Origin of the sequence: Carboxylicivirga fragile (assembly GCF_050589805.1) — a bacterium.
Classification (GTDB): domain Bacteria; phylum Bacteroidota; class Bacteroidia; order Bacteroidales; family Marinilabiliaceae; genus Carboxylicivirga; species Carboxylicivirga fragile.
On sequence record NZ_JBNGOY010000028.1, the window covers coordinates 49,125 to 75,764 of the forward strand.

Consider the following 26,640-nt stretch of genomic DNA (forward strand, 5'->3'; position numbering starts at 1 on the left):
ATGACATTATTAACAGTAGTAAATGGATTTGGTGGCCACGCCATCGCTTTAGGAATCGCAGGAGTAGGTTCTGCAATTGGAACAGGAGTTGCTGCCATGGGAGCAATGGGACTTTGGAAGCAGTCGATTAAAGACAAGAAGAAGTTGCCTGCATTGGCATTAGCAATGGTTGGTATGCCTTTGAGTCAGGTGATTTATGGTATGATTTTCATGAATGCTTTAATTGGAGCTGACCTAAACCCAGATAGCTATATGAACCAGATGGTATTTGCATTATTTGTAGGTATTGCCATTGCTGCTTCTGCTATTATGCAAGGCCGTGCTGGTGCTGCCGCTTGTTCTAACTTAGCTGTAGATGATAAGCAAGGAGCAGGTATGTATATTGCTGCCATGGGTGTGATCGAAACAGTAGCTCTTTTGGCTATGGTATTCGGTATGGGTGGTATCCCTGGAGCATAAGCTCAGATCTAATTTAAAATAGAATAATCAAAAGAGTTGGCTATCTTTGCCAGCTCTTTTTGTTTATAGGAGCAGATGGATTAGTCGGTTATAATTATAACTACTGACTACTGCCTTTTGACTAGAAACTAATTTATACATGAATTTAACAGGGCAGTGGCAGTTTTTTGAGCAGTTTGATGCGGGATTTGATATGGGGCATGCCGTGTTTAAACAGTCGGGGACATTAATATCAGGCACTTTAATTTATACCGAGTATATCTACGAAGAGGCTTCTTTTCTGATTGAAGTTGAAATAGAAGGTGAAGTGCTTGACGATCGTTTAATGTTTGTTGGTAAAAGCTACGAAATTTTGGACAGTCCCTTTGAAATTGAATATTGCCTTGATGAGCGCATTGCTGAATTGCTTGATCCGGATCGTATTGAAGGGCACAGTGTCGACGACCAAGATTTGGAAGGACGATTTATTCTTCGTCGTCTTGAGTCGAGCTTAAGTTAACTATTAATCTACTTGACTTTCCGTTTTTAGTTACGTATTATTGATTAATGATTCAGAAGTGTTGATCAAGTTGCGTTTTGCGTACACTAGAATCCAAACCTATCTTTTACTCATCTCGTATACTACTTTATAGCAATTGACTCTTCGTTAGTTGTTTATTATCCCCTTTATCGAAGACGTTCGGTAGTGACTTTACTTACGGTCAAATAGCGGCACCGGTATCTTAGCTTTCCTGGAATGTATAAAATCTATGTTATGAAACGGATTTTGTTAATGACCGACTTTTCGGATACTGCCAGGAATGCCGCCATGTATGCACTCAAGATGTTTGAAAATGAAAAGGTGTATTTTGATCTCTTAAACGCCTATGATCTTGAGTTTAGCGGTAGTCCTTACATTATGCAGGTTAAGGAAGAGTTGGCTGAAGAGAGCCTGAAAGGCCTTAAAAATGAATTGTCCCTCTTGCATCGGCGTTTTCCCAATGCACGCGTTGAATTAGCTTCTCGTTTTGGTTCTTTGCTTGATGTTGTTCAAGGCGAAGTTGAAGAGTTCAAGCCCGAACTTATTGTCTTGGGTTGTCGTGGTGAAACGGCACTGGAGAACTTCCTTCTTGGCAGTAATGCCTACGAAATGGTTAAGAATGTTGAAGCAGCCATTTTAGTTGTTCCTAAACACGCCAAGTTTAAAAAACCAGAAAAAATTGTGTTTGCCACCGATTTGAAAGATTTTTCTGTTGATGATGTGGTTGAACCTTTGCGCGATTTAGCCCATCATTTCCATGCTGGTATTTCCTTTGTTAATATTTTGGAGGATGACTACGTTAATCGATTTGATGCGGAAGATAAAATTGCAGCACATTTTCAAGGATTAAACTTGAGCTTTAATTTTATCGAAGGTGAAAATGTAAGTAATGGTATTCTAAAATTCATGGATGATAATGATGCTGATATGGTAACTTTAGTTAGGCATCACGAAAGTTTCTTTGAGCGCTTATTCCACCCAAGTACCACCAAACAAATGGTGCTTCATCCTGAACATCCAATGCTTATACTTCACGATTGAGCATAAAAAAAAGAGGCCAATTGGCCTCTTTTTTAGTATATGATAAAGTTCAAATTACTTCGAAACTCTTTCTAGCCATTTTAACATGAATAACATGGTGAACATTGAGATGATACATGCAACCACGAAGATTGTCCATGTTGCCCAAATTGGAATAGACTCGTAAAAGATTGCACCAATAAATAATAACTGGTTTCCTAGTGCTGTTGCACCTAACCAACCACCTTGCATAATACCTTGGTATTGCGGTGGAGCTACTTTTGATACAAATGAGATTCCTAAAGGACTGATAAATAACTCAGCTACCGTTAAGATAAAGTAAGTACCAATTAATAGCATTGGTGTTACTTTAGCTGCATCGTCTAGCGGAGTACCTCCTTGTGAAGGATCGATAGATGAGAATAATGGTAAGCCTACTGAACCAAATACCATAACAACAAATCCTAAAGCGGCAATAAACATGCCAATCGCTATTTTCTTTGGAGTAGAAGGTTCAATGTTACGAGCCCTCAACCATCCAAATATCGCCATTATTACAGGAGTAAGGAATACTACGAAGAATGGGTTGATGGATTGGAATAACTCTGCACCTTGAATACTTACACTGCCAAGGTTAATGTTGATGGAGCTAAGATCTGTAAAGTTCTTAGCGAACATTGTAAGTGTTAAGCCATTTTGGTGGAACGAGAACCAGAAGAAAATTACCACACCAAATACTGCAAATAATGCATATAAACGTTGCTTAACTTCTTTAGCATCCATCTGTGGAACTTTGTCTTTTGAAGCTTCTTCATGTACTTCGTGCCCACCAGGATTTGGAAAGTTTTTCTTATTTACAATATAAACAACAAATGAAATTAACATTGCTACAATAGCAGTTCCAAAGGCATAGTGGAAACCAGTAGAGAATACACCAAGGTATTCATTAGCGAAAGCGCTTAGGTCTGCAACTGCAGATCCGTTAGCTGCATCAGCCATCTCTTGAAATTTCGTTGTTGCTTCTGCAGAAATAGTTCCATCATTGAATGAGTGACAGATTGCCGGAAGATCAGCATTGTAGTTAAAGCCGTTATGACTTAACCACCAGTTACGAACACCAACAGCTGCGAATGGAGCAAAAATGGCACCTACATTAATAAACATGTAAAACAATGAGAAACCAGAATCACGTAACTTGCTGTATTGAGCGTTGTCATACATTTGGCCAACTAGTGCCTGAAGGTTTCCTTTGAATAAACCATTACCGAATGCAATAACAAATAATGCGAGGCAAGTCATTACTAATGTAAATGTTGAAGCAGGAGAAGGAATAGCTAAAAATACATAACCTAATCCCATTACCACCAAGCCACTCAGAATGGTTCCTTTATAATTTCGTGTTTTATCAGCAATAACTCCACCAGCAAGAGCTAGAATATAAATTAGAGCGTAAAATACGGAATAAATAATTCCAGCATCTTTACCATTTAATCCAAACTTGGCTTGTAAGAAAAGCACAAGAATAGCCATCATCGTATAAAAACCAAAACGCTCACCCATATTAGCCAGTGCTGCAGGTATGAGTCCTTTAGGATGTTGTTTAAACATATCTATTTAATTTATAATTAGTTGTTATTTTCAATGGAAGCAAAAATATACAAATTTGTTTCACTTACAAATCGTAAGTATCATGTTGCAGAGCACACTTTGCTTAAAGTGTTGAGAGGTAGTTGTGTAATGTGGTGTTTATTTTTGTTTTTAGGGCCTTATTTAAAATTATTATAAGGTTGATGTTAATTTGTTAATGTGAGTTGATCAGCGATAATTATATTGAGATGGATCTTCTCTTTAACTAAAGTTTGTAAATTTGGTTATCTATAAAATCTATTGTAATGAAATTATTCCCCGTTTCTCAAATTTCAGATATTGATGCTTATACCGTACAAAATGAGCCCATAAGTTCCATTGATTTAATGGAAAGAGCTTCACTGGCTTTTTGTTGTAAGTTTATTGGATTATACGGATTAGATATAGGCGTGCTTGAAAGTATTGATGTATTGGTTGGGCCTGGAAACAATGGTGGCGATGCTTTGGCTATTGCACGTTTATTAAGTAATAAAGTTAATCGTATTAGGGTTTGGCTTTCGGTTGATGATAATAAATTGAGTGCCGATGCGCTAATTAATTTGAATCGTTTAGAGGGAATAAGTAACATTGAATGTTCGACTGTAGCAGAGGTACATCAATTACAAGCTATAGATGAGAAATCTGTAATTATTGATGGTTTGTTTGGGTCGGGCTTGAATCGACCACTACAGGGAACGCAAAAGGAGCTTGTGCAATTAGTTAATAGCCTAGAAAATGATGTTGTTGCCATTGATATTCCTTCTGGTTTAATGGGAGAAGATAATTCAGCAAATGATTTGCATGCGATTATAAAGGCTGATATTACTATTTCATTTCAGTTTCTAAAGTTGTGTTTCTTATTGCCTGAGAATGCTGAGTATGTTGGACTTTGGAAAGTGGTTGACATTGGACTGCACCGAAGCATCATTAATCAAAAATCAACTCCTTATTATTATACAGGTATTGATGAGGCTAAAAGTCTTTTGAAGAAGCGAAATGCCTTTGCACATAAAGGTAAGTTTGGGCATGCCTTGTTATTGGCTGGTTCGTATGGTAAAATGGGGGCAGCTGTTTTGGCATCGCGTGCTTGCTTGAGAGCCGGAGTTGGATTGTTGACTGCCCATGTGCCACGTTTAGGTTATGATATTATTCAAACAGCGGTTCCCGAAGCAATGGCAAGTGTTGATCGATCTGATATACTAATTTCAGAATTTCCTGAATTGGATACTTTTAATGCCATTGGTGTTGGACCAGGTATGGGGACAAAACCTAACTCGTGCTTGGCACTTAAAGAGTTGCTTAAGATGGTTAGTGATAAACCATTGGTGCTTGATGCGGATGCCATTAATATACTTGGCATTGATCCCGAGTGTTTGAGCGCTCTTCCTCCCAATACAATATTAACGCCTCATCCTGGAGAGTTTGATCGATTAGTCGGAAAATTAACAAGTGGTTTTGAGCGATTACAAAAGGCAATTGGTTTTGCAAAAAAGCATCAATGCATTGTTGTTTTAAAAGGGGCATACTCAGCTGTGATTGATTCTTCGGGTGATTGTTATTTTAATTCGAGTGGTAATGCAGGTATGGCAACAGCTGGCAGTGGAGATGCCTTAACTGGTGTTGTGTTGGCACTATTGGCACAAGGATATGAGGCCCTTGATGCAGCTCGATTAGCAGTGTATCTGCATGGTTTAAGCGGTGATATTTATATCGGGGAGCAAGCGCAGGAAAGTTTAACAGCGAGTGAGCTAATTGATTATCTTGGGAAGGCCTTTTACAGGATGCAACAAGAGAAATAGTGAACGTGGTTAATGTTAGGATAAAAGGACTGTGACTCTGCTTTATATCATGTTTTAACACATGGTTTCTAACTTGGCTTTTTGAAATTTTCGTTTACCTTTGATGCTCGTCGTTTAATTACGACAAAACCATTAATTGTTTATATTGTGTACTATTTGAAAATGATAGTGTTATGAGAAAGGTTTTTCTTTACATATGTCTTGGGATTGTAGTGGCCTCGTGTGCCGTAGAGCAAACTATTCCATCGAAAGTGAACGTTAAAGAAGTCTCAAAACTTTCCAATGCTTCCGTTAATTCCTTGGTTTATGCTTTGCCATCAACCAAAATTAGAGTTGAAGTGAGTGTGGAAAAAACGATAAGTAAAGTTGGGCCGTTTTACCGCTATTCGCAGAAAATGTTAAATGTGACTGATGTGGTGACTAAGGATGATGAAAAATGGGCCATTAAGGATATTAATTTAAGCACATTTGGTGTTGCTGATTTAGACAAGCAATACGCCATTAGTTATTCAGGCGAGAGTGTTGCGCCTTTGTTGAATGTAAATAATGAAGGTGTTTTAGTGGGTGTTAATCTTAGCGATTTGCCTAAGGAGTCTTGTACTTTAAAAAGTTACAATGTGCAAGAGGTGCCTTCTGTCTCAGACATTAATTTTAACGCCGTTCCGATGATGGAGAAGCAATTGGCCAAAACGTCAACGGCTGCCATGGCCGAAGAAGCTGCCAATTTTATATATAAGATACGCAAACGTCGTTTTAAAATTTTGGCCAGCGATTATGAAAACCTTCCTCCTGATGGAAAATCGTATGAAGTAACGGTTCGAGAGTTAGATGCCTTGGAAGAAGCTTATCTGGAGTTGTTTATTGGCAAGGTTGAGAAGGTGGAGCTTAATTATACTTACGATATTCACCCTAATGCTCTAAGTGCAAACAATGACGTACTATTCCGTTTTTCAACCGTACAAGGTGTGGTTGATAAAATGGACATGAGTGGCGCACCAGTCTATATTGAAATAGATGCCGAGGAGAAGGAGTTATTACCAGATGCACCTCTGCCTATTACCAAGGAAGAAGTAAGAACTGGTTTATACTATTGTCGCCCTGGTAAGGCAACTGTGAAAATTATTGATCGAAATAAATTATTAAGGTCACAAGAGGTTTATCTGGGACAATATGGACAAGTAGTAAATATGCCATCTTCTGTTCTGGAAGAAAAAAATATAAGCATTCAGTTAGACAGTAAAACAGGTGCTTTAAAATCGATAGAGAGAAAATAAATTATTGAATAATCCCCCTTATTAAAAAATGAAGTTATGAGTAACGAAATTGCAAAGTTATCTCCTCAGGGTTTGTGGGAAAGCTTCTACAAACTAACTCAAATTCCTCGCCCTTCAAAAAAGGAAGGTAAAGCCATTGACTTTATCGAAGAGTTTGGTAAATCATTAGGATTGGAAACAATTCGTGATGAAGTAGGAAATGTAATTATACGCAAGCCTGCTACACCGGGCATGGAAGATCGTAAGGGTGTTATCCTACAGGGACACATCGATATGGTACCTCAAAAAAATAGCGACAAAGTGCATGATTTTGAGACTGACCCTATCGAAACAATGATTGAGGATGGTTGGGTTACTGCCAATGGAACCACACTTGGTGCCGATAATGGAATTGGAGTAGCGGCTGCCATGGCTGTACTGCAAGCTAATGATTTAGTTCATGGGCCTGTTGAAGCTTTAATCACCATGGATGAAGAGGCGGGTATGACTGGTGCAAATGCACTTAAGCCAGGTTTATTACAAGGTGATATTCTTTTGAATATGGATTCAGAAGATGAAGGTGAGTTGTATGTTGGATGCGCAGGAGGTTCTGACGCCAATGTTAAGTTCTCTTATACTGAGGCGGAAGTGCCAGCAGGATCTGTTGCTTTTCGTTTGGCTTTAACCGGACTAAAAGGAGGTCACTCAGGATTAGATATCGTACGTGGAAGAGGTAATGCTAACTTGTTATTGTTCCGTTTCTTAAAGTATGCAATTGCTAATTTGGAAACACGTTTATCATCTATTGATGGTGGTAGTTTACGTAACGCTATTCCTCGTGAGGCATTTGCTGTTGTTACCGTTCCAGCCGCTATGGCAGATGAGTTTACTGATGGACTTGAAGAGTATGAAGATATGTACAAAGCTGAGTTTGGCGATGTTGAGCCTTACTTATCGTTTGTAGCTGAGAAAACTGATTTACCTGCATCATTAATCGACGAAGTAACACAAGACGATATCGTTAATGGTATTATAGCTGCACCAAATGGTGTAATGCGCATGAGTACCGATATGGAAGGATTGGTTGAAACATCAACTAACCTTGCTATTGTGAAGTCGGCTAATGGAGTAGTTGATGTACAATGCTTGATGCGTAGTTCGGTAAATTCGGCTATTGAAGACCTAGAGTCGAAAATGGAAAGTGTATTCCGTTTAGCAGGCGCTGAAATTAATTTTGGAGGTCAGTATCCGGGTTGGAAACCAAATATGGATTCGCCAATCTTAAAAGCCATGCAAGACGTTTACAACAACAAATGGGGTAAAATTCCAGAGATTAAAGCGATTCACGCTGGTTTGGAATGTGGTATTTTGGGAAGTGCCTATCCAAATTGGGATATGATTTCGTTTGGTCCTACCATTCGTTTTCCTCACTCTCCTGATGAAAAAGTAAATATCGAGACTTGTGAGAAATTTTGGGATTACTTAGTTGAAACACTTAAGCATATTCCTACAAAATAAACCCTTAATAATGGTTAGCTGTCACCTCGATAGCTAACCTTTTTTATATCTAACTAAATTCAAAATGACTGACAAAATTCAAAAGACCTTGCGCGACTCAGCTGCGTTGCGTTGGGGAGCCTTAATTTTATTAAGTGCATTAACTTTTTCAACCTATTGGTTTCAGGATTTCTTCTCAGGCTTAAAGGGCTTGATGGAAACTGAAATGGGAATTGATAGTGAAGAGTTTGGCCGTATCATCGGGATGACTACTATTGCCAATATGTTTGGTATGATTATTATTGGTGGTATCATGCTTGATAAATGGGGTATTCGCATTGCGGGTATCGTATTTGGTTCAATTGCAACCTTAGGTGGTGCCATTACAGCTGCTGCTGCTGCAGGTTGGTTTGGAGATGATCATTCAACGGTTGTTAACTATATGATTGTAGGACGTATCCTTTTTGGTTCAGGCCTTGAAGTGCTTTGTGTTGTTGCTACGCGTACCATTGTAAAATGGTTTAAAGGTTATGAACTGGCATTGGCCATGGCTATTAATATGGGTTTTGGTCGATTAGGTTCGGCTATGGGTACTGCCTTATCGCTTGATATTGGCGGTGGACATGTTTCTCCTGCGGTAACTTTTGCAGCTACGCTTATTGGTTTGGCACTAATTTTATTCTTAATTTATACAGTTTTTGATATTAAAATTGATAAACAAGAGAAAGCTATTGCAGGTGATCAAGAGAAAGATGATTCTGAAGATTTTAAGTTTTCAGATTTGACAGCTCTAATTAAAAATTCATCATTTTTATACATCGCTTTATTGTGTGTTGCTTTTTATGCGGCCATCTTCCCATTTATGATGTATGCTCCTGATTTATTAATTAATAAGTTTGGTTTTTCTCAAATATTGCCAGCTGCTGGTGAGGTTATTATTGGCGGAAGTAAAGCCTTAGGTGCTGCAAGTGTATATGTTATATTCTTCTTGTTTGCCATCTGCTTTGCAGTTGTTCCAAATAATATAAAGAGCAAAACCTTGGCCTTGGGCGTAAAGGTTGTTTCTGTGTTTTTATTTGTAAGCTACCTTTATTATATGAAGGACGTACTTGCTATTTGGTTGCAAAACGGTGCAAAAACGGCTAGTCTAATTCCTTTAGGTACTATTATCTTCACGCCTATCTTTGGTAACTTTGTTGATAAGAAAGGAAAAGCAGCTTCATTAATGATCCTCGGATCCTTATTACTTATTTTTGCACACGTTTCATTATCTGTTCTTAACAATGTAGTGATTGCCTACTTTGGACTGGTAAGTCTGGGTGTTGCCTTTTCGTTAGTGCCTGCTGCCATGTGGCCATCAGTGGCGAAAATTATTCCTGAGAATCGATTGGGAACGGCTTATGCGTCTATGTTTACTTTACAAAACTGGGGACTTGGATTATTCTTCTGGGGAATCGGAGCATTACTTAAGTTTGTAAACAGGAATCAACTTGATGAGATTGAAGCAGGAAATGCTGTATATGACTATACTATTCCAATTCTTGTTTTGGTTGGATGTGGTGTTATCTCAATCTTTTTATCATTTAAATTGAAACAGTCTGATAAGAAATATGGCTACGGTTTAGAAGATCCTTCATAAGCGCTAGTTATTATTGCAATAATATATTGAAACAGCTATCCATTGGGTAGCTGTTTTTTTTAAAAAACCTAACAGGTCTTTAAGACCTGTTTGGTTGCTGGTTGCTCTTAATCAGATTTGGCACTTGCTATGTTATATAACACATGCAGTTCGGAACAATGTACTGCACTGGCATGATAAATTTTTATACTTTTGGCAACCTAATAGTAAAACTATCATCCATGGGTACGAGTGTGAAAAAGAAGAAGTCATACGTTGATATATTTTTAAATGGTGTTGAGAGAGTAGGAAATATATTGCCACATCCTGCCTTGTTATTCGGAATTTTTGCAATCATCGTACTTGCATTTTCCGCCATATTTGCCTGGTTGGGAACAACAGCTAATCACCCGGCTACCAACGAGACTATTGAAGTTATCAACTTAATGTCTGTGGATGGTTTGCGCCGCATTCTAACTGAAATGGTGAAGAACTTCACCAACTTTGCGCCTATGGGAATTGTAGTAGTTGCCATGCTAGGAATTGGATTGGCTGAGAAGTCGGATTTGATAGGTGCCTTGATTCGTAAACTGGTACTGGCTGCTCCTAAAGGTATATTAACCTTTGTAATTATATTGGCTGGTGTAATCTCTAACGTTGCATCCAGTGTAGGTTACGTGCTTTTGGTTCCGCTTGGAGGCGTTATATTTTTGGTGGCTAAGCGTCACCCTTTGGTTGGTATGGCTGCTGCTTTTGCTGGTGTATCAGGAGGTTTTAGCGCCAATCTAATTATTGGAACTATTGATCCTTTGCTGGCAGGTTTAACCGAAGAAGCAGCGCGTATTGTGGATAAAACCTACACTGTGAATCCGGTAAGTAACTATTACTTTATGGTCGTATCTACTTTTATGGTTGCCTTGGTTGGTACCTGGGTTACCGAAAAGATTATAGCTCCGCGCTTTGGCGAATATAAAGGGGAGGTAACAGAAGAGGAAACCAAATTGGATAAGTTGTCGAAAAAGGAGAAGAAAGGCTTACGTTGGGTGAGCATTGTTTCTGTAACTTTTCTGGCTATCATGCTATGGGGTTTAGTACCAAGCGATGGATTTTTGCGAGGTGCCGATGGTGGTTTGCTAACATCTCCTTTACTTAAGGGGGTAGTTGCTGTATTGTTTATTTGGGCAGGAACCTGTGGTATTGTTTATGGTAAAATAACGGGTAAGTTTAAAACCGATAAAGACATTATGGGGGCGATGGGTGAATCAGCTAAGTCATTGGGGCCATATTTGGTTTTGGTGTTTTTTGCAGCTCAATTTGTCGCTTATTTTAATTGGAGTAATCTCGGATTGGTTTTGGCAGTAAATGGTGCCAATGCTATCAATAGTTTAAACCTAAGTGTTATTCCTTTAATGTTAATGTTCGCTCTATTTTGCGGATTGATTAACCTGGTTATGGGAAGTGCATCAGCCAAATGGGCCTTGTTGGCGCCAATATTTGTGCCTATGTTTATGATGCTTGGTTACTCGCCAGAGTTAACCCAAGTAGTATATAGAATTGGTGATAGTGCTACCAATATTATCTCACCAATGATGAGTTTCTTTGCTCTGATCATTGTTTATTTTCAGAAGTACGATGATAAAGCAGGTATCGGAACCATCGTGTCTACCATGTTACCCTATTCAATGATATTTATGGTGTCGTGGATGATCTTATTAGCCGTTTGGTTACTAACTGGTTTACCTCTTGGCCCAACCGGAGGCTTGTATTTTTCAATGTAATATTAATCGTTTTAGTTTGTATTCGGTTTAACACTGATGATATCGTGAACATGGCTCTGCCTGAGTTTAATTTGATAGAGTCATTAATCGTTATGTCTGAATGGAATTGAAAAATACAGAAGAATGACTATCTTTTCTTAGAAAGTAATAATCTAATGTGTAATAGAGTTATCTTAATTAAGAAAACATTCTTCGATTTAAGAATAGTATGATTCTAATACGTAGTTAGATAATCTTTTATTGAGAATAATAGTCTGTTTGATAAATGTTTGAATATATCTATTAGAAGTTTGAATCTTATTATAATTTGTTTTGCAACATTAATTATATAGATAGCTACAAATAGAAATAAGATAATTCAATTTACCAAAAAGAAAACGTATTTAATAAATAGATAGCGATAATTAATTTTAGATTATTACTATTGCTATTCAGCAAGCAATATCTTTTGAATAGACTGATGCTTTTGAGAATAAGAGATAAGATATTGTGTCAAAAAGCATCGAATGTACATTAAAATACGCGGTCATCGATAAAATTCCTGAGTCCGTTGAAGTAAACTAGTGATGGACATTTAAAATTTTTGAATCAGTAAACAATCACTGCGACTGCCCCTTCGACAAAAGCTCAGGGAGCATTTCAGTGAACGTGTACCGCTAAAGATAGTGAACACCCTCTTCTTTTATTTACTTGTAATTCTTACGGTACATGTATTAGCCCTTGAATTCTTTATTAATTGTCTTACAAATAAGTTTTTAGTGGTTTGACGAGCAATACTCACCAAATCAATTGAAGCAACTAGGGTTTGATTTTGGCCATTCATCTTAAGAGATGGTGATTGACAATGCCCTGAAGCATCACTGTTGGTTTTGTCGCTTGTTAGGTAGCCACCAGAAAAGGTAAAGGATACGGGAACGTTAGCTATGTTATTGTTATTTCGAACGGTAGTATAAGAAAATACACCTTTTTCCAGATTCTGATCAGATACTACTTCATATTCTGTGTGACTGCATTTTAGTTCTAATTCTTGAACGATGTTTACCAAACCGTTTTTTGCTTCGGAGAATAAATCAATTTTAACGCCCCCATCAACAATTGAAGCTTCTTCGTTAAGATATCCGCTTAGGGCATCTATACTGCTGGCATATAACTCCAGGGCCGTTATGATGGATTCTTCAGAGTCATGCTTTTGAGCTTGTTTGAGTTTTAGGTAAGCCAGTTCAAGGGCTTCATTTTTACGTAACTCTTTTCGTTTATAAAATTCACTTTTCGACAGGCGATAAAAGGCATACATGTAATTCATGTCTTCCCATTTATCAAGGTATTCATAACCTTCAAGAAATTCGGAAGAAGTCGCTTTTATGCGGCTTTGAATGTATTCGTGCACGCCATGGTTATCTTCCATTTTATAAAAGCTGGTTTCGCTTTTAATCTGTGTGTTAATCTGTTTTGATAAATCGGATAAGGCGCGTTCTTTGGCCTTATCTTCATAGTGGGCGGCGTATCCGGTTTTCGGAGTTATACCTATTCCATAGTAATAATCAGGTGATTTTGGCCTTTCTTTTAACCAAGCAGGCTTTGAAAGTTCCAATAATTCAGCCTCTTTCTTTTTCGATTGGCAAGCAGAAACTAGGACTACGATTGAGACAAGTATTAGCGAAAAGTATTTCATGATTCAATTCTAGTTCTCAGGTTGATATTCGCTTATCTGTTTGGCCACTTCTACGGCACATTTTGCAAGTGCTTCGCTTTCCAATTGATGGATGGATTTAATCTCTGTCTTATTTTTAAACAAAGCTTGTAAGCGATTGATTGAAGTAGGATCATGGTAAACTTTGTCTTCATCCGAATCTTTGGTAGCAGATTTCCAATGACCTGGAACTAATCGGCTATAATCACCATCGAACTGAGCGTATTGTATTAAATCCTTTGGGCTGGCATTAAAGGTATTGGCAATGGCCAACTCATCGCGATCAATGCGTGTTAAGGAATAGTTTATTTGAAGAATTAATTCATTTTTTTGTCTGAACTCATAATAAACCACCTTATCATAAATCGTTTTCATTTCCTTTAATTTTGTTTCAGGATTAACTGTTTCAACAGTGCGCTTTAGATAGGCTTTCTTTTGAACTTTACTATGACGACCTTGATTACGTATGTATTTTACTATTTCAGTTTTGAATATACTTTTAGCTTCAAATTCGTTGCCGTATTTTTTAGCTAACTGAATGGCCATGTCAGCATCTTTAATGTCATCCCACCCTCTGATGGTTTGTATCGATTGACCGTCGATAACTTTATAAAAAGGTGATTTAATTTGTTTGGTTTTGGCAATAATTTGCTGACGGCTCTGATTTGCTACGGTTAGGTGGCTATAATGACCTGATGTTGCAGGAAGAAAAGCAATGCTTAAGGTCGCATTCTGCAAGGCTTCTTGTTGCAATGCAATACTGTTTTTATAACCTTTAGTCGCTTTGTTTATTTGATCGAAATCGGCATATGCACTACGGTAGCTATTAGTCTCAATAAGGGAATTACCATGGCGATAAATTGGTTCGAATTTGGCTGTTACCCATTGTGTTTCGGCATCTTTAAATTGGCTATCGAAGCGAAGAATCTCCTGAAACTGCTTTTCGGCTACATTAAATTCTTCGAGAGAAAGTGCCTTCATGGCATCCTGATATAAGGTATTCAGATACTTGTCTCTCACCTCCATGTAATAAACCTTTTGCTCTTCGGAGGTAATAACCTGTACGCCTAGAGACGAGAGTAGGTGGAAATAATCTTCAGCTTTCTTATAAGCATAAACGGCATCCTTTGTCGAACCAGTATTATATTTCGATTTGAAATTTTCAATTTTATCGTCCAATACCATTTGACCAGTGCGTTGTAGGCCAAGTTTGGCTTCGATGTTATTCTTATTGGCTTGCAACGATTTTAAATACAAAGCTGCAGCATCGGTGTAAAGTCCGGCACTATCAAATTTATCTGCTTTGTTAACCAGGCGTTTACTGGTGCATCCAGATAAAAGTAAGACACTACTAAAAAGTATTGTAAGGTAAATATTTCTCATATCAATGGTAAGTTAAGTTTACTTGAACGTGAATTAACAAAAAGTGTTCGGTTTTTCAAGGGTTTAATTTAGATTTGTATAAAGCAATTAATTTTTGTGTCATGATTAAGAAATGGATTTCGCCTTGGTTGAACTATTTACCACTACTTATAAGTAATTGGGGCTTGTTTTTATTGTTGTGTGCAACACTCTTTCTTTTGCCTTTGTTGTCCAGCTTATTTATGATAAATATTTTTGACCTTTGTCTCTCTTTTATCATAATGGCGTCGATATTTGCTACGCGTGAAAATAAAAGAGCCCTTGGCGTACTGCAGGCTGTTGCAGCCATATTTGCTGTGTGGATCTCTCGCTTAATTGAAATGGATGCCTTTCATTACATAGCTAAACTGGTGTTGGTTCTATTTTTTCTTACACGAGTATTTAAGTTTATTGGGCAGGTATCACGTAAGCAAAACATTAATTCGGTGGTAATTATCGAAGCCATTAATGGATATTTATTGTTGGGAGTCGCCTTTGGTGTTTTAATTGATTTTATGTTGCTGTCTCACACAGGTGCGTTCAATTTTTTAGCAAGTAATGAAACGGTTCATTTTTTCGATCCCTATTATTATGCCTTTGTAACAATGTCCACTTTGGGGTATGGTGATTTATTACCAATTACACCACCAGCCAAGGCAATAGCACTATTTATTACGCTTTGTGGCCAGTTTTATCTGGTAACAATTATGGCTTTTCTCATTGGGCGATTATTGTCGCAGAATGATAAAAAGGACTAAGTCATCATTGTTATTTTTTCACCTGTCGTTGTCGTGTACTCCTTCATTAAATTAGCCGTAAGACATGAGTGAATTGGTAAGATGGCAACTACATCACCTATCTTTACGGATTCCATTATTTCGGTGCTTACTTTAATAGTACCATGTTCTTGAGAGATGCGGCATACCTCTCCAATAACTTCATTTATGTCCCACTGATTATTATTTAGTCGTAGTGCTGTCCCAAAATAGGGCTCGTCTTCTTCATTTAGTGCGCTATCTTTCGATAAGTGAACAGCACCACCATGAACCACTATTTCATTTCGTTCGGGATATTTGGCTACAACAGGACATGCCAATGCTACGGCGATGCTCTCTTTACTGCTTGATCCGATTTGTGCTTGTGTTTCGTCATAGAAAACAAAGTTGCCCGGGCGGATTTCATCATAGTCGGATAAGTCATTTATTATTGAACACGAAGGTGTATCGCCATAAGAGAGCTGTGCTAATGGAAAATCAGCCGATAGAAATGTTTTTAAAGCAAGCATTTGCTCTTTCGCATCTTTAGCAATGTCGCGAACCTCCTGAATTGATTTTGCTTTGTAGGTGTGTCCGGCATGGCAGAGATAACCAATGAAGATAAGGTTTTTGCATTCTTTTAGCTGGTTCAATAGCATTTGCATTGAAGTGTAATCATCCGCTTTAATGCCAGTGCGACCATATCCTGTATCGGTTTTGATGAAAACACCAACAGGATTTGTTATATGCTCTTCAAGAAATTGGATAGTGTCAAGTGACTCAAGTACAATATTGAGGTTAATCTTTGAGGCCAGCTCATTAATTACCTTCCATTCTAGTATGTTACACGGAAAGGCGATGGTAATATCTTTCCATCCATGGCTGGCAAAGTATTCAGCCATCTTTACCGATGATACTGTGATGCATTCGACACCATATTCCTTAAACCATTCGCCTATTTCAGCTGACTGATGTGTCTTGAAGTGGGGGCGGAGGATAACATTGTTTTGCTTGGCTTTTAGCGCCATGTTAGCAATATTATCGATGCAAATCTGTTTATCTAGTATGAGTGTCGGTCGTGTAATCATCTGAAATCATTTTAAGCAAAGATAGGGAATACACGATTAAACCTTTATTTTTAAGTCATGAATTACTTTAGGTGGATTATTAATAATATGTATCGTTTGGTTTATCTCTATTACCGTATCACTGGTATAGCTAAACGAAAAGTATTGATTAAATCTATCAAGTCATCGCTAAAGTTTCATGAATTAGAAATTCCAGTACGTGAATTTACGGCACTATCTAAGCGGAAAAAACCGATGGGTGATATTAAGGTCATGATTGGTCGCTTTGAAGAGCAGGCTTTTCAGTATTGTATTATGTACGATCTTTTTATACCCCGATATTACCGTCGTAGAAAGCTCGCTCAAAAGCTCGTGTTATCATGCCTTAAGTTTTGCGAGAAAGAACAGTTTAAAAATGTAATTGCGATTATTAAAATCTCAAATGAGGAATCTGTGGCTTTGTTTCAGAAACTTGGTTTTGAGCTATTGATAGAGGATAAGTGGACCAGGTGGATGAAGAAAGAGGTAGAGTTATACAATGAGCCTGCAGTTGTGGCTCTTTATAAAACCAAAAAAACCGGCTCAAATTGAACCGGTTTAAATATCTGATTTTTTATACTTATCTAATTATTGTTTGCTCTCTATCCGGACCAACAGATACAATTTTAATTGGCACTTCAAGTTCTTTCTCTAAATAAGCAATGTAGTCTGAGAATTCCTGTGGAAAATCTTTTTCAGCTCTCACCTTGGTAAGGTCTTGTTTCCATCCGGGAAGTTCCTTGTAAACAACCTCAACATCTTCAGTTAATTCAAAAGGGAACTGCTCGGTGACTTCGTCATTAATTTTGTAAGCAGTAGCTACTTTAATGGTTTCAAATCCACTTAGTACATCACCTTTCATCATGATTAATTGTGTAACACCATTAATCATTACAGCATATTTAAGAGCAACTAAATCAACCCATCCACAACGACGAGGACGACCAGTTGTTGAGCCAAACTCATTACCTGCCTTACGCATTTCTTCGCCATCGGCATCGAATAATTCGGTAGGGAAGGGGCCACTTCCAACACGAGTACAGTATGCTTTGAAGATACCGAATACCTCACCAATTTTATTTGGAGCGATACCCATACCTGTACAAGCACCAGCACATATAGTGTTTGAAGAAGTAACAAAAGGATATGAACCAAAATCGATGTCAAGTAAAGTTCCCTGGGCACCTTCAGCTAATATGCTTTTTCCTTCTTTATTGTATTTGTTTAACTCGTGTTCGCTGTCGATTAGCTTCATGTTACGAAGCAATGCAATACCTTCGTCCAATCCTTTTTCAAACTCAGCAACATCGTACTCAAAATCGTACATGCTTAGCATTTTAATGTGCTTTTGTTTAAGGGCTTCGTACTTCTCATCAAACTTGTGAAGTACATCACCTACACGTAGTCCGTTACGACCAGTCTTGTCCATGTAAGTTGGGCCAATTCCTTTTAGGGTCGAACCAATTTTAGTTTTTCCTTTCGAAGCTTCAGATGCAGCATCCAATATGCGATGAGTAGGAAGAATTAGGTGAGCCTTTTTTGAAATATAAAGATTGTCACTAATGTCGTAACCTTTTTCTTTTAACGAATCAATTTCCTTTTTGAAAGTAATTGGGTCAAGTACTACACCATTTCCAATAATGTTGGCTTTGCTGGCATGAAATATCCCCGATGGAATATTGTGTAACACATGTTTGAAGTTATCAAATTCAAGTGTGTGACCTGCATTTGGTCCACCTTGAAAACGGGTTATGACGTCGTATTTTGGTGTAAGTACGTCAACTACTTTTCCTTTTCCTTCGTCTCCCCATTGAAGTCCCAGTAAAACATCAACCTTCATTTCTTTCTTTTTAAATGTCATTGGTCTTATGACCTGATTCATTGTTAATAACTACTTTGTTGTTGATAGGTAGTTCGTTATAGTAATGTCATTACATTAAAAATCGGATTCCCGCTTGTCACGAAATTCCGATTGGTAAAATTAAGGATAATCCCTTAAAAGCTTATCCTTTTGTTAGTTATTTTTAATAAATAATCTAATTATTCTTCGTTGTCTTTTTCAATACACTCTTTACAAGTTCCGTATACATATAATGAGTGGTGCGAAACTTTAAAATCATGAAATTCTGCGGCGTTATTTAAAACCGTTTGAATAGTTGGATCGCAAAATTCTGTTACATTACCACAATGTGTACAGATAAGGTGATCGTGCTGTTTTGATTCAAAGGCTTTTTCGAACTGAGCAATGTTTTTCCCAAACTGGTGTTTGATCACCAGCTTGCAATCAAGAAGTAAATCAATGGTATTATATAGGGTTGCTCTACTAACACGATAGTTTTTATTCTTCATGAAAATATAGAGCGATTCGATATCGAAATGACCTTCCCGACTGTATATTTCATCTAAAATAGCGTACCTCTCCGGTGTCTTGCGATGCCCGTTGCGTTGGAGGTATTCAGTAAAAAGCTGCTTTACCACATCCTTTGTTTCCACATTATTCATATGTAGTCTCAATTAAAATAGAGTCTAAAAATAGGTAAAATCGGATTAAATAAAAACTCTTGTTTAGAATTATTATAAATCAGCCTTTTATTCTTTCCTGCCGTGTTACATTATGCACGCCTTTTATTTTCATGATGTTGAAAATAAGGTTATTTAAATCTTCTGTATTGTGGATGTATAAATAGATGTTGCCCTCAAATATGCCATCATGACTTTCGATGTTTATTGAGCGCATGTTCACATTTTGATCTTCGGAAATGACTTTAGTGATTTTACTAACGATACCCATTTGGTCAATTCCACTCAGATTAATCAAAGCTAAATAAGATAGTATTTTGTGCGATTCCCATTGAGCCGATACAATGCGATCGCCTTGGCTCGACATTAGTTTAATGGCAACCGGACACTTTCTGCTATGTAAAATTAGCTTCTCATCTTCATCTAAAAAAGCCAGGATGTCATCGCCCGGTATTGGATTACAGCACTGTGAAATAGTAAATTGGTCGTTATCGTTATTGTCCGATAATACCAATTGTTTCTTTTTTGAAGGTTTTGCTTCTATAGTTTTTTCAGAATCATGATTTTCATCTCCTTCCTGCTTGTTTCCACCGCTCATTCCAAGAGATAACTTCCAGTATCTAATCCACTTGTTGCTTGTTTTTATACTGAGGATTTTAGGTAGGTTATCGAGTTTCAGATTTCCTTTACCTATTCTAAAATACAGTTCATCGCGTTTAGCAATGTTATGGTGATCCATCAACTTCTTAAGGATGCGTGAATTTATGGATAACTTTTTCTTTTGAAGTGCCTTTTCGAGTACTTTTTCTCCTTTTACAATCAGTTCTTTTCGTTCCGACTTGAAGGCTTCTTTGATACGTGTTTTTGCTTTGGCAGTTGTTACAAAGCTTAGCCAATCGTACTTAGGTTGCTGCTTGGCTGATGTAATGATTTCGACCTGGTCACCACTTTTAAGCGTGTAACTTAGTGGGACCAATTTGAAATTCACCTTGGCTCCGATACATTTATAACCAATATCGGTATGTATATCAAAAGCAAAATCAAGTGCCGTAGCTCCTTTAGGTAATACTTTTACATCACCCTTAGGCGTGAAAATCATTATCTCGGAAGCAAAGAGGTTGAGCTTGAAATCATCTAAAAATTCGAGCGAGTCCGAATCGGGATTATCCAATAATTCGCGAATCATCTCCAACCACTTATCCAGTTCCGATTCTTTCTCTTTTTGTCCTTTGTATTTCCAGTGTGCGGCAAATCCACGTTCAGCAATATCGTCCATGCGCTGAGTGCGAATTTGTATCTCTACCCATTTTCCATTTGGCCCCATAACCGTACTGTGCAAGGCTTCATAACCGTTTGCTTTAGGGGTAGAAACCCAATCGCGCAAGCGGTCAGGTTTGGGCTTGTAGATATCGGTAATCATTGAATATATAGCCCAACATTGCGTTTTTTCGGGAAGCTGTAATTTGGGTTCGAAAACAACTCGAATCGCTAATACATCGTATATTTCTTCGAAGGGTAGGCTCTTTTTCTGCATCTTACTCCAAATGGAATAGATGGACTTGTGACGACCTACTACTTCAAAGCGATAACCTTCCGATTCTAGTCGCTCCTCAATAGGTGCTTTAAAGCTATTAATGAAATCGACGTGTTTTTCTTCGCTGGCTATTACCTTACTGTTCAGCTCTTCAAAAACCTTTGGTAACTCGTACTTTAGGCTTAGATCTTCTAATTCGGATTTTATGGTGTAAAGGCCCAAACGATGAGCCAATGGCGCATAAAAGTATATGGTTTCACCAGCAATCTTTAGCCGTTTATGGTCGGGCATCGATTTAAGCGTACGCATGTTATGAAGACGATCAGCTAATTTGATCAATATAACACGAACATCTTCTACCATGGTGAGCAGAAGTTTTCTGAAATTCTCAGCCTGCAATGAACTGCTTTGATCGAAAACGCCTTCAAGTTTGGTTAAGCCCGCAACAATGGACGCAATTTTTTCACCAAACATGTTCTGAAGATCTTCAACGGTATAATCGGTGTCTTCAACAACATCGTGTAGGATGGAAGCCACAACGCCTTTTGTTCCAAGGCCAATTTCCTCTGCTGCAATTCGTGCTACTTCTAAGGGATGAATAATATAAGGTTCGCCCGATTTGCGGCGCATGCCTTTATGAGCTTCGTGAGCTAATTCAAAAGCCTTGGTAACAAGTTTTTTATTCTCTTCGGTTTGACAACGCGGGCAAGCCTGCATCAATTTGTCAAACTGCTCTTGTATCATTACTTCTTCTTCCCTTTCCGTCATTCACATTGGCGTTTAAAGCGAACTAAAATACTTAATTCTCTTGACTGAAACAATGATTGTATTGTGGTAATAAGTTTATTTAAATAGTTTTATTATTTATGGAACAAAAATATTACAGAATTGATGCTGGCTGTTGTGCTTATTTACCTGCAACTACAGTAATGAAATCTTCTTCTTGTAAATATTTTTTGGCTAAAACTTGGAGTTCCTTTGCGTTAATGCTCATTAACTTATCAAAGAAATCGTGGAAGTATTCAGGAGATATATCCAAATCGAGTAAGCCACGGTAGTTGTCAGATGTGGCAAATGGGCCGTCAAAATTACGGATGACATCTCCACTTAAAAAGTTACGAACCAGTGTGAGTTCGTCCTCGCTAATGAGTTCTTCTCGTAATCGTTTCAATTCATTGAAAACTTCCTTAACCGCTAATTCTCTATTTTCGGCCTTAACATCGGTGCTAATAACAAGGAAGCCCGAATGTTTATAGGTCATTATGAAGGATGAAATACCATAGGTCAGGCCTTTTTCTTCACGAATGTTGGTCATTAAACGTGAACTGAAATACCCCCCTAGTATGGTGTTCAGAATTTGCATGCCATGAAAATCGGGGTGGAGCTTGTTGAATAATGGCCGACCAATTTTCAAGGCCGATTGTAGAGCATCGGCCTTTTCAATGAAGATATTCTTTTTAATCTCGCTTTGAGGTTCAGGCTTGCGATCCTTTAATGGTGAGGCATCGGACCATTGCTGACCAAAATGTTTATTTAATAATTGTTGGATTTTATCGCCTGGCTGCCCCGATATTATAATATGAGTTCCAGTAGGTATGTATGCTTTTTTATGAAAGTCTACCAAGTCTTCGCGACTTATGTCATCAAAGGCGGATAATTCAAGGTAATTACCGTAAGGGTGTTCTTTACCAAATACATTTTGTGTGTAAGCGCGGGTGGCAATTGTTTTTACCTTATCACCTTCAATCAGAAATTCTTGTTTACGTTTTTCAAGTATGGTATCAATTTCCTTTTGCTCAAAAGTAGGGTGCTTAATTATATCTTCAAGTATTTCGAGTGTTTCGGGTAAAAAGTGAGTGAGCGAAATAAGGGTAATAATGGCATGGTGGAACTGTGCCTGTTGCCCAATGTATGCGCCGTAAAAATCAATCTTTTCAGATATCTCACTTGAAGTGTATTTCTTACTTCCTTCGCAAATAGCTTTGTTGCACACCGATGATAAAAGTGATTTATTGGCCTGAATCGAGCCTGCTGGGAAAAGGAAATCAATTTTAGCAACCTCTTGTGAACCTGCTTGTAAAAGATGAACTTTTATTCCATTATCCAATTCAAAAGTATCAATTGGTAATAAGTTGAATTGATCAACTGTTTTAAAATCTGGTGCTGATTGGCGATTTAATGACATCTTAATTTAAGCTTTTGAATGGTAATATAAAGTGGAGCAATTAGTAGATCGAAATGTTTTTTGAGCACGATCAAGAATGTTTTCTTTCGTAACTTCTCGGTATCTCTCCACTTCATTATTTATTTCCTCAGCCTTGCCAAGTAATTCGAATTGGGCCAAGTTCATTGCCTTATTCAGAAAGTTTATTTCAGAAAAAACCAACGATGATTCTATTTTATTCTTCACCTTTTGCAACTCGTAATCACTAACTGCCGATGTCTTAATTTTATCCAGTTCAACTTTGATGGCTTTTTCGGCCTGTTCCATATTTGTTGATGGAAGCAGGCGACCTGTTACAGTGAATAAGCCGGGATCGTGATCGCCAGATATGTAGGCATTAACATCGCTAAAAAGCTGTTGGTCTTTAATGAGCGATTGATTCATGCGCGATGACGAACCATTAGAAAGTACATCTGAAAGTAAATCGCAGGTGTAGAAATCATCGTCTTTTCTACCTCCTATGTGATACATCATCTGTATGGTATCGGCCTGAACATTTCGTTCCACTCTTAATTGGCGTTCTTCGGTTTGTTCAGGTTCAACAGGGATGATGGTTTGAGCTATTTTTCGTTTCGGAATTTCGCCAAACCATTTCTCAGCTAACTTAAATACCTGGTCAGGATCAACGTTTCCACTTACGGTTAATATGGCATTGTTGGGTGCGTAATGACTATAGAAGAAATCCTTCACATCTTGCAGTTGTGCCTGCTCAATATGAGCGATGTCCTTACCAATAGTTGGCCATTGGTAAGGATGCACTTTATAAGCTAAGGGACCAACCAACAGAGGAATGTCGCCGTAAGGTTGGTTTAAATAATGCTGTTTGAACTCTTCGATAACCACCTTGCGTTGTACCTCCAAACTTTGTTCAGAGAAATCAAGCTCCAGCATGCGATCCGATTCTAACCAAAATCCCGTTTCCAGATTCTCAGCAGGAAGCGTTAAATAGTAATTGGTTACATCATTGTTAGTCCAGGCGTTGTTATCGCCACCCACTCGTTGAAGTGGTTCGTCGTATGATGGTATGTTTTTACTGCCACCAAACATTAGGTGTTCAAATAGATGCGCAAAACCTGTTTTGTCTATTTGCTCATGTTTGGCTCCAACGTTGTATAGTACGTTTACGGCTGCCAGTGGTGTGCTTTTATCCACATGAACAACTACACGTAATCCGTTTGCTAAAGTTCTCTTCTCGATGTTAATCATTAAAACTGGAATCTGGTGTTGTTAGCAATTTCCTGCTTGGCTTCGTTATATTCCTTGAGTAATTCAGTCATTTGTTCTTTTACTGGCTTCACCTCGTTAATGAGTGTAGCTATCTGACCAATTTCCAATTCTCCCTCAATCATATCACCTTCGAAAATACCTTTTTTAGCACGGCCTTTTCCAAGTAATTTTTGTAAGTCAAGCGCTGAGGCACCTTCCAGCTCAGCTTTCTGTACTTGCTCGAAAAATGCATTTTTAATCAATCGGACAGGAGCTAATTTTTTTAAGGATAATTGTGTTCCGCCTTCGCCCGTTTCAATAATGCACTTTTTAAATTCGCTGTGTGCCGATGATTCTTCGGATGCGGCAAATAAAGAGCCTATTTGTACGCCGTCAGCACCTAAGGTCATGGCAGTGAGCATTCCTTTTCCTGTGCCTATTCCACCTGCTGCAATTAATGGCAGTGAGGTTAATTGACGAATATGTTGTATCAGTGTAAGCGTAGTTGTTTCTTCACGGCCATTATGTCCACCTGCTTCGAAACCTTCTGCAACGATGGCATCAACGCCGGCATCTTCACATTTCTTGGTAAAACGACCATTGGCAATAACGTGCACTACGGTCATGCCGTTTTCTTTTAATAGGCCAGTCCATTTAGCTGGATTGCCCGCCGAGGTAAAAACGATTTTAACCTTCTCTTCAATCAATATCTGAATAAGTTGGTCGATGTCAGGATATAGTAAGGGCACATTTACGCCCCAAGGTTTGTCAGTAGCCTTTTGCATTTTCTGAATGTGCTCGCGTAATATTTCAGGGCGCATCGAACCAGCGCCAAGCAGACCTAGTCCACCATTGTTACTTACTGCTGAAGCCAATTTCCATCCACTGCACCAAACCATTCCACCTTGTACAATGGGGTATTTTATATTAAAAAGTTCCGTTACTCTATTCATGACTTTGTTATTTGGGGAACAATTCTCTAACGTTTATCTGTAAAAGAGAACAATTCCTTATTTTAAACTTAAACCAGAAATCGGGTTCAATGATTTTTGTTCACTAAACCCGATTTAAATATGTGTTTGTTTTTTATTACTCTCTGATACGACGGCTGCGATTCACTTTTTTCTTGAAAGCTTTCATTTCGCCTTCGAATAAATCGTAGGACACAAATTTACATTCAAGAGGGCCGTTATATAAGGTGTGTTTTGATGAAGTTCTTAAACCAAAATGCTTTAATGCTTCGAAGTTAGATGTGATTAACCATCCTTGCCAATTGTTAAAGTTCTTTTTAAGATGGCTACCAATTGAACGGTAAAAACCATTAATGTCACCTTTCTCCAAGCGCTCTCCGTATGGAGGATTTGTAATCATCATACCACGTGGGGCAGTTGGTAAATTCTCTTTGAAATCAGAACGTACAATACGAATCTGGCGGTTCAAACGGAAATCTAAAGAGGTTTGCTTGGCAATATCTACTGCGTCTGGATAATTATCGCCACCAACGATATTTACTTTAGGATAATGGATTTTTTCTTCTGCTTCTTTGTGTAAGGCTAACCATAAATCCTTGTCGTAATCAACCCAGCCCATAAAGCCAAGGTGTTTACGCTTGTACTGAGGTGGCATATCGCAAGCTAACATGGCGGCTTCCATTAAGATAGTACCGGTACCACACATCGGATCTAGCAAAGGAATGTCCTTATGCCATCCAGCTATTTTAAGCATTCCGGCAGCCAGAACTTCGTTTAAAGGCGCCTTGTGATTTGGATCACGGTAACCACGACGATGCAAAGATTCGCCAGAGCTATCTAATGAAACTGTAAATTGCTCGCTAGAAACATGTATGTTAATTTGAACATTTGGCTGGTCGGTGTCTATTGAAGGGCGAGCACCTGTTTTATCACGAAACTGATCAACAATGGCATCCTTAGCTTTTAGTGCCACATACTTCGAGTGCTTAAATGTGTCGGAGAATGCAACGGCATCAATGGCAAAAGTTGTTTTGTTGTTGATGAATTGCGACCAATCGAAATCGTAAATTTTCTTGTATAATTGATCGTCGTTATTCGCTTTGAAGTTAGCGATAGGCATCAAAACGCGTAAAGCAGTGCGTAGATGCAGGTTGGCCTTGTACATTAGCTCTTTATCACCAGAGCAGGATACAGCTCTTTTTAGTACTTCAATGTTTGATGCGCCAAGTTCTTTTAGCTCATCTGCCAACACACTTTCCAAGCCATGGAAAGTTTTAATCAATAATTGCATATCTTTTTCCCGTAATGTGAAATAAAACCCGAGCCTTTAACCTTTTAAATGATCGTTTTTTATCAGATTCTCCGTTTAATTAAACTGGGCGCAAGTTACGAAACTTAGCTCAAGCAGCAAGAGGCTTAAGGCTCAGATTTAGTTAATGAAAATTAAAAAGAGGATGTTTCAAAAGTCAAAAAAGAATCTTTGAAACTTATAACTAGCTTAAATATATGTTACCCCTAATTGGCTTTGCCGATCTTCGATTCCCCTGAAGGGGTGCGATAGCTATCGCACTTAAGCCTCCACTTTAGGGGAGGTTTGGAGGGGTAGAAATAAAGGTTAAGTTTTAATCTATAAGTTGTCTGGATTTTAAATTCACTTTTGAGA

At 38.1% G+C, this 26,640-nt stretch carries 21 protein-coding genes; 10 read left to right on the plus strand and 11 right to left on the minus strand.

All coding sequences use genetic code 11. The features are described from left to right. The 3 genes from ACRD7B_RS13460 (at position 1) to ACRD7B_RS13470 (ending at position 2,020) form a co-directional block, all read left to right on the plus strand. On the plus strand, positions 1 to 459 hold the full coding sequence (locus ACRD7B_RS13460) for a hypothetical protein (RefSeq protein ID WP_430825091.1): 459 nt from the start codon (positions 1 to 3) through the stop codon (positions 457 to 459). A gap of 139 nt (positions 460 to 598) precedes the next feature. Continuing rightward, on the plus strand, positions 599 to 958 hold the full coding sequence (locus ACRD7B_RS13465) for a hypothetical protein (protein ID WP_430825092.1): 360 nt from the start codon (positions 599 to 601) through the stop codon (positions 956 to 958). Positions 959 to 1,213: 255 nt separating this feature from the next. Further along, entirely contained in the window at positions 1,214 to 2,020 is an 807-nt protein-coding gene (locus ACRD7B_RS13470; RefSeq protein ID WP_430825093.1) for a universal stress protein, read from the plus strand. Positions 2,021 to 2,074: 54 nt separating this feature from the next. Here the strand turns inward: ACRD7B_RS13470 and ACRD7B_RS13475 are convergent, their stop codons facing one another. Continuing rightward, entirely contained in the window at positions 2,075 to 3,607 is a 1,533-nt protein-coding gene (locus ACRD7B_RS13475) for a peptide MFS transporter (RefSeq protein ID WP_430825094.1), read from the minus strand. Between the two features lie 284 nt (positions 3,608 to 3,891). On the opposite strand from ACRD7B_RS13475, the gene ACRD7B_RS13480 reads away from it, so the two are divergent. From ACRD7B_RS13480 to ACRD7B_RS13500, 5 genes are all read left to right on the plus strand, one after another. Next, complete coding sequence (locus ACRD7B_RS13480; protein WP_430825095.1) at positions 3,892 to 5,424, plus strand: NAD(P)H-hydrate dehydratase; 1,533 nt, start codon at positions 3,892 to 3,894, stop codon at positions 5,422 to 5,424. Between the two features lie 173 nt (positions 5,425 to 5,597). Next, a complete protein-coding gene (locus ACRD7B_RS13485; RefSeq protein WP_430825096.1) occupies positions 5,598 to 6,698 on the plus strand; it encodes a DUF4831 family protein in 1,101 nt (366 codons plus the stop codon). A gap of 36 nt (positions 6,699 to 6,734) precedes the next feature. Beyond that, entirely contained in the window at positions 6,735 to 8,195 is a 1,461-nt protein-coding gene (locus ACRD7B_RS13490; protein WP_430825097.1) for an aminoacyl-histidine dipeptidase, read from the plus strand. 64 nt (positions 8,196 to 8,259) lie between these two features. Then, entirely contained in the window at positions 8,260 to 9,813 is a 1,554-nt protein-coding gene (locus tag ACRD7B_RS13495; protein ID WP_430825098.1) for an MFS transporter, read from the plus strand. 221 nt (positions 9,814 to 10,034) lie between these two features. Then, complete coding sequence (locus tag ACRD7B_RS13500) at positions 10,035 to 11,570, plus strand: AbgT family transporter (RefSeq protein WP_430825099.1); 1,536 nt, start codon at positions 10,035 to 10,037, stop codon at positions 11,568 to 11,570. Positions 11,571 to 12,252: 682 nt separating this feature from the next. On the opposite strand, the gene ACRD7B_RS13505 is transcribed toward ACRD7B_RS13500, so the two are convergent. Further along, positions 12,253 to 13,242: an LPP20 family lipoprotein gene (locus ACRD7B_RS13505; RefSeq protein ID WP_430825100.1), complete on the minus strand. Its 990-nt coding sequence runs from the start codon at positions 13,240 to 13,242 to the stop codon at positions 12,253 to 12,255. Positions 13,243 to 13,251: 9 nt separating this feature from the next. Continuing rightward, positions 13,252 to 14,643, minus strand: coding sequence for a hypothetical protein (locus tag ACRD7B_RS13510; protein ID WP_430825101.1), 1,392 nt, complete (start codon positions 14,641 to 14,643; stop codon positions 13,252 to 13,254). Positions 14,644 to 14,744: 101 nt separating this feature from the next. Here ACRD7B_RS13510 and ACRD7B_RS13515 point away from each other — a divergent pair, with 101 nt between their 5' ends. Beyond that, entirely contained in the window at positions 14,745 to 15,419 is a 675-nt protein-coding gene (locus ACRD7B_RS13515; protein ID WP_430825102.1) for an ion channel, read from the plus strand. Here ACRD7B_RS13515 and ACRD7B_RS13520 read toward each other — a convergent pair. After that, on the minus strand, positions 15,416 to 16,504 hold the full coding sequence (locus tag ACRD7B_RS13520) for an alanine racemase (protein ID WP_430825103.1): 1,089 nt from the start codon (positions 16,502 to 16,504) through the stop codon (positions 15,416 to 15,418). The genes ACRD7B_RS13515 and ACRD7B_RS13520 overlap by 4 nt on opposite strands. Before the next feature lie 57 nt (positions 16,505 to 16,561). Between ACRD7B_RS13520 and ACRD7B_RS13525 the strand changes: the two genes are divergently transcribed. Continuing rightward, the gene (locus ACRD7B_RS13525; RefSeq protein WP_430825104.1) at positions 16,562 to 17,074 is read left to right on the plus strand and encodes a GNAT family N-acetyltransferase; all 513 of its coding nucleotides are present in this window, start codon (positions 16,562 to 16,564) and stop codon (positions 17,072 to 17,074) included. Positions 17,075 to 17,102: 28 nt separating this feature from the next. On the opposite strand, the gene ACRD7B_RS13530 is transcribed toward ACRD7B_RS13525, so the two are convergent. From ACRD7B_RS13530 to ACRD7B_RS13560, 7 genes are all read right to left on the minus strand, one after another. Then, positions 17,103 to 18,404, minus strand: a complete 1,302-nt coding sequence (locus tag ACRD7B_RS13530; RefSeq protein ID WP_430825105.1) for an adenylosuccinate synthase — start codon at positions 18,402 to 18,404, stop codon at positions 17,103 to 17,105. Between the two features lie 158 nt (positions 18,405 to 18,562). Further along, complete coding sequence (locus ACRD7B_RS13535) at positions 18,563 to 19,024, minus strand: Fur family transcriptional regulator (protein WP_430825106.1); 462 nt, start codon at positions 19,022 to 19,024, stop codon at positions 18,563 to 18,565. 79 nt (positions 19,025 to 19,103) lie between these two features. Then, the gene (locus ACRD7B_RS13540) at positions 19,104 to 21,344 is read right to left on the minus strand and encodes a RelA/SpoT family protein (RefSeq protein ID WP_430825107.1); all 2,241 of its coding nucleotides are present in this window, start codon (positions 21,342 to 21,344) and stop codon (positions 19,104 to 19,106) included. 139 nt (positions 21,345 to 21,483) lie between these two features. Beyond that, the gene (locus ACRD7B_RS13545; protein ID WP_430825108.1) at positions 21,484 to 22,761 is read right to left on the minus strand and encodes a M16 family metallopeptidase; all 1,278 of its coding nucleotides are present in this window, start codon (positions 22,759 to 22,761) and stop codon (positions 21,484 to 21,486) included. A gap of 6 nt (positions 22,762 to 22,767) precedes the next feature. After that, positions 22,768 to 24,006, minus strand: coding sequence for a M16 family metallopeptidase (locus ACRD7B_RS13550; protein WP_430825109.1), 1,239 nt, complete (start codon positions 24,004 to 24,006; stop codon positions 22,768 to 22,770). Beyond that, a complete protein-coding gene (locus ACRD7B_RS13555) occupies positions 24,006 to 24,959 on the minus strand; it encodes an NAD(P)H-dependent flavin oxidoreductase (RefSeq protein ID WP_430825110.1) in 954 nt (317 codons plus the stop codon). Before ACRD7B_RS13555 ends, ACRD7B_RS13550 begins: the two co-directional genes overlap by 1 nt. Before the next feature lie 136 nt (positions 24,960 to 25,095). Further along, positions 25,096 to 26,268, minus strand: a complete 1,173-nt coding sequence (locus ACRD7B_RS13560) for a THUMP domain-containing class I SAM-dependent RNA methyltransferase (RefSeq protein WP_430825111.1) — start codon at positions 26,266 to 26,268, stop codon at positions 25,096 to 25,098. Positions 26,269 to 26,640 lie beyond the last annotated feature (372 nt).